This is a genomic window from Dietzia sp. E1 (assembly GCF_014145015.1).
GTDB lineage: Bacteria > Actinomycetota > Actinomycetes > Mycobacteriales > Mycobacteriaceae > Dietzia > Dietzia cinnamea_A.
In genome coordinates, this window is the sequence record NZ_JAALDU010000059.1 from 1 (window position 1) to 4,318 (window position 4,318).

Consider the following 4,318-nt stretch of genomic DNA (forward strand, 5'->3'; position numbering starts at 1 on the left):
CTGGCGGGCGGCACGGACCAGGTCGACCTCCGCGGCCAACGCCGCGCCGACCTCGCGCAGGGCCGGCCCGGCCCGCCAACCGCCCCCCGCCTTCTCCGCCCAGCCCTGGGCGTCCATCTCCGCGAGGACCGCATGGAGGGTGGAGCGACTGGCCCCGGTCAGTCGCGCGATCTCCGACAGGGGCAGGGGCGGGCCGTCGGTGGCGAGCGCCTGGAGAACCGAGATCACCCGATGGGTCGGCTCGTGTCGCATATGCGGCATCTTATGTCGGATAGCCGACGATCCGGGGGTGATTGGCCTCACCGAGATGGAAATCCGGGCGGGGCGGGCGCAGGATGGGGCGGACGCCCGAAGGTAGACAGACCTGTCTGCCCGCTGTCCGGTCCGCCGGGCCAGCCCACAACACTGGAGGTCGCATGACGACGAGGTCGGCGGTGACGCTCTCGCATCTCGACGCGCTCGAGGCGGAGTCCGTCCACATCTTCCGCGAGGTAGCCGCGCAGTTCGAACGCCCGGGGATGCTCTTCTCCGGCGGCAAGGACTCGGTGGTGATGTTCCACCTCGCCCGCAAGGCCTTCTGGCCCGCGCCCATGCCGTTCCCGCTCATGCACGTCGACACCGGGCACAACTTCGACGAGGTCATCGAGTACCGCGACCGCGTGGTCGCCGAGACCGGCGTCCAGCTGGTCGTCTCCCACGTCCAGGACGACATCGACGCCGGCCGCGTGGTCGAGGACACCGGGGTCGGCGCGAGCCGCAACCGCCTCCAGACCACCGCACTGCTGCGCGGGATCCAGGAGAACCGCTTCGACGCCGTCTTCGGTGGCGCCCGCCGCGACGAGGAGAAGGCCCGCGCCAAGGAGCGCGTCTTCTCCTTCCGCGACGCGTTCGGCGCCTGGGACCCGCGCGCGCAGCGGCCCGAGCTGTGGAAGCTCTACAACGGCAAGCACCGCAAGGGCGAGCACATCCGCGTGTTCCCGCTGTCCAACTGGACCGAGCTGGACATCTGGCAGTACATCGAGCGCGAGGACATCGACCTCCCGCCGATCTACTACGCCCACGAGCGCGAGGTCATCGAGCGCGACGGCATGCTCCTGGCCAAGACCCGCTTCCTGGAGACGCTGCCGCACGAGGAGGCGCGCACCGAGCTCGTGCGTTTCCGCACCGTCGGCGACGCCACCTGCACCGGCTGCGTCGAGTCCGACGCCGCCGACAACGCCGCCGTCGTCGCCGAGGTCGCGGGCACCCGCGTCACCGAGCGCGGCGCCACCCGCGCCGATGACCGGATCTCCGAGGCCGGCATGGAAGACCGCAAGAAGGAGGGCTACTTCTGATGAGCACCCCCACCACGGCCACCACCCCGACCGACGAGGCCGCCATCGTGGAGACCGGCCACACCATGTCCGACCAGGCGCAGCTGCTGCGCATCGCCACCGCCGGGTCCGTCGACGACGGCAAGTCGACCCTGATCGGCCGACTGCTGTTCGACTCCAAGGGCATCTTCGAGGACCAGCTCGCCTCCATCGAGGCCACCTCCGCCAAGCGCGGCGACGAGTACACCGACCTCGCACTGCTCACCGACGGGCTGCGGTCCGAGCGCGAGCAGGGCATCACGATCGACGTCGCCTACCGCTACTTCTCGACCCCGCGGCGCAAGTTCATCATCGCCGACACCCCGGGCCACGTGCAGTACACGCGCAACATGGTCACCGGTGCCTCGACGGCCGACGTGGCGATCATCCTCGTCGACGCCCGCAAGGGAGTGCTCGAGCAGACCCGCCGCCACGCGTTCCTGTCCGCCCTGCTGGGTATCCCCCGCCTCGTGGTGGCGGTGAACAAGATGGACCTCATCGACTACGACGAGGCCACGTTCGAGGCCATCCGCGCCGAATTCACCGACTTCGCCGCCAAGCTCGAGGTCCACGACGTCACCTTCGTGCCGCTCTCGGCGCTCAAGGGCGACAACGTCGTGGAGCGGTCGGACGCCATGCCCTGGTACACGGGCCCGGCGCTGCTCGACCACCTCGAGAACGTGCACATCGCCTCGGACCGCAACCTCACCGACGTCCGGTTCCCGGTGCAGTACGTGATCCGCCCCCAGCGCGCCGACGGGTTGGATCACCGGTCCTTCGCCGGCACCGTCGCGGGTGGGATCATCAAGGTCGACGACGACGTGGTGGTCATGCCGTCCGGTCGGCAGTCCACCGTCAAGGCGATCTGGGGCCCGGGCGGAGTGGAGCTCGACGAGGCCGCCGCTCCTGCCGCGGTGACGATCGCGCTCAACGACGAGATCGACATCGTCCGCGGCGAGATGATCGCCCGGCCCGGCAACCGGCCGCACCAGGGAACCGAGCTCGAGGCCATGGTCTGCTGGTTCGCCGACGACACGACCCTCGAGACCAACAAGCGCTACATCGTCAAGCACACGACGCGCGAGACCAAGGCGATCGTGACCGGGATGGAGTACCGGCTCGACGTCAACACGCTGCACCGCGACCCCGACTCGACCGAGCTCGAACTCAACGAGATCGGGCGCATCGGCCTGCGCACGCAGACGCCGCTGATGTACGACCCGTACCGCCGCAACCGCGACACGGGCGCCTTCATCCTCGTGGACGAGACCACCGGCAACACGGTGGGCGCGGGCATGATCATCGGGCCCGCCACCACCGGCTCCAACGTCGTCTGGCACGCCGGGGCCGTCCAGCGCGGGGACCGCGGTCAGGGACGCACGCTGTGGCTCACCGGCCTGTCGGGGTCGGGTAAGTCGACCATCGCCTCGGAGGTCGAGCGGCTGCTCATCGAGTCCGGCCATCCGGCGTACATCCTCGACGGCGACAACCTGCGCCACGGCCTCAACGCCGACCTCGGGTTCTCGGCCGAGGACCGGGCGGAGAACATCCGCCGCACCGCGGAAGTGGCGGCACTGTTCGCCGATGCCGGCGTCGTCGTCATCTGTTCCCTCATCTCGCCCATGCGCGCCGACCGCGACGCGGCGCGCCAGGTCCACGCCAAGGCTGACCTGCCGTTCACCGAGGTCTTCGTGGACACCCCGCTGGCCGAGTGCGAGGCCCGCGACCCCAAGGGCCTGTACGCCAAAGCCCGCGCCGGCGAGATCCCCGAGTTCACCGGCGTCTCCGCGCCGTACGAGCCGCCGCTGACCCCCGACCTGCACGTGCGCCCCGAGGACGGGACCGCGGAAGAGGTCGCGCAGCGGATCCTCAGCTCCATCCTGGGAATCTGAGCCGGTGCCCGAGGCCCTGTGGACCTACGACTCGCTCGGCCTGCTGGTCGTCAGCGCCGTCATCGGCGTGGTGATCGGCCTGACGGGGATGGGCGGCGGCGCACTCATGACGCCGGCGCTCATCCTCGTGGGCATCCCGCCGACGGCGGCCGTCGCCAACGACCTGGTGGTCAACGCGGTCAACAAGGTCGTGGGCGCGGGCGTGCACTGGAGGCACGGCAAACCCAACCTCAAGATCGCCTTCTGGCTGATCATCGGCTCGGTGCCCACGGCGTACCTCGGCGCGTGGCTCGTGCACGCGATCGGCGCCGAGGACGTGCAGGGGATGCTCAAGAAGGCCATCGGCGCGACCCTCATCGTGGCGTCCACGGCCTACTTCCTGCGGGCGTTCTTCGAGATGTCCGGGCGGATCCGCACCGGTGACGACCCGGACCCGCCGGTCAAGCCGGTGCTCACGCTGCTCGTCGGCGTGATCGGCGGACTGATGGTGGGCATCACCTCGGTCGGCTCGGGCACCGTCATCATGATGTGCATCATGCTGCTGTACCCGACGCTCGCCGCGCTGCGTCTGGTGGGCACCGACCTCGTGCAGGCGGTCCCGCTGGTGATCGCGGCCGCGATCGGTCACGTCATGGTGACCGGCGTCGACTGGGACCTGCTGATCCCGCTGCTCATCGGCGGGGCGATCGGCACGTTCTTCGGGTCGAGGTTCGCCGGGCGCGTGCCGGGTGGGCTCATCCGCCGCGGCGTCACCATCGTGCTCGCGGTGACGGCGTCGGCCATGCTCGGCGCCTCGCCGCTGATGATCGGGATCATCACGCTGGTGCTCGTGGTGGGCGGCCCGCTGGTGTGGCGGGCGCTCGTGCGCCGGTTCTCGGTGCACCTGGACGAGCCCGCGGTGCAGCGGCCCGGGGCGTCGGCTCACGCCTGAGCCGGTCGACGCCGGGCCGCCGTGAGCTCGGCCCGCCGCACTCGGCAGCAGCCGCTCCCCGGGATGGCGTCTCGCGCGCACCAGACACACAGCCGCTCCCCGGGATGGCGTCTCGCGCGCACCGCGGGGTGGGCGAGACGCCA

At 70.5% G+C, this 4,318-nt stretch carries 4 protein-coding genes; 3 read left to right on the forward strand and 1 reads right to left on the reverse strand.

Features of this window, described 5'->3' with window-relative positions:
• The coding region (locus tag G6030_RS02695) for a helix-turn-helix domain-containing protein (RefSeq protein WP_182642126.1) at positions 1-252 on the reverse strand (252 nt) is incomplete at its 3' end.
• Between the two features lie 164 nt (positions 253-416).
• Here G6030_RS02695 and cysD point away from each other — a divergent pair.
• From cysD to G6030_RS02710, 3 genes are read left to right on the forward strand one after another with little or no spacing between them, the layout of a single operon-like run.
• Positions 417-1,334: a sulfate adenylyltransferase subunit CysD gene (gene cysD / locus G6030_RS02700; RefSeq protein WP_182642127.1), complete on the forward strand. Its 918-nt coding sequence runs from the start codon at positions 417-419 to the stop codon at positions 1,332-1,334.
• Positions 1,334-3,244: a sulfate adenylyltransferase subunit CysN gene (gene cysN, locus G6030_RS02705; RefSeq protein ID WP_182642128.1), complete on the forward strand. Its 1,911-nt coding sequence runs from the start codon at positions 1,334-1,336 to the stop codon at positions 3,242-3,244. The genes cysD and cysN overlap by 1 nt, the downstream gene beginning before the upstream one ends.
• 4 nt (positions 3,245-3,248) lie before the next feature.
• On the forward strand, positions 3,249-4,175 hold the full coding sequence (locus tag G6030_RS02710; RefSeq protein WP_182642129.1) for a TSUP family transporter: 927 nt from the start codon (positions 3,249-3,251) through the stop codon (positions 4,173-4,175).
• The last annotated feature ends 143 nt before the right edge of the window (positions 4,176-4,318 follow it).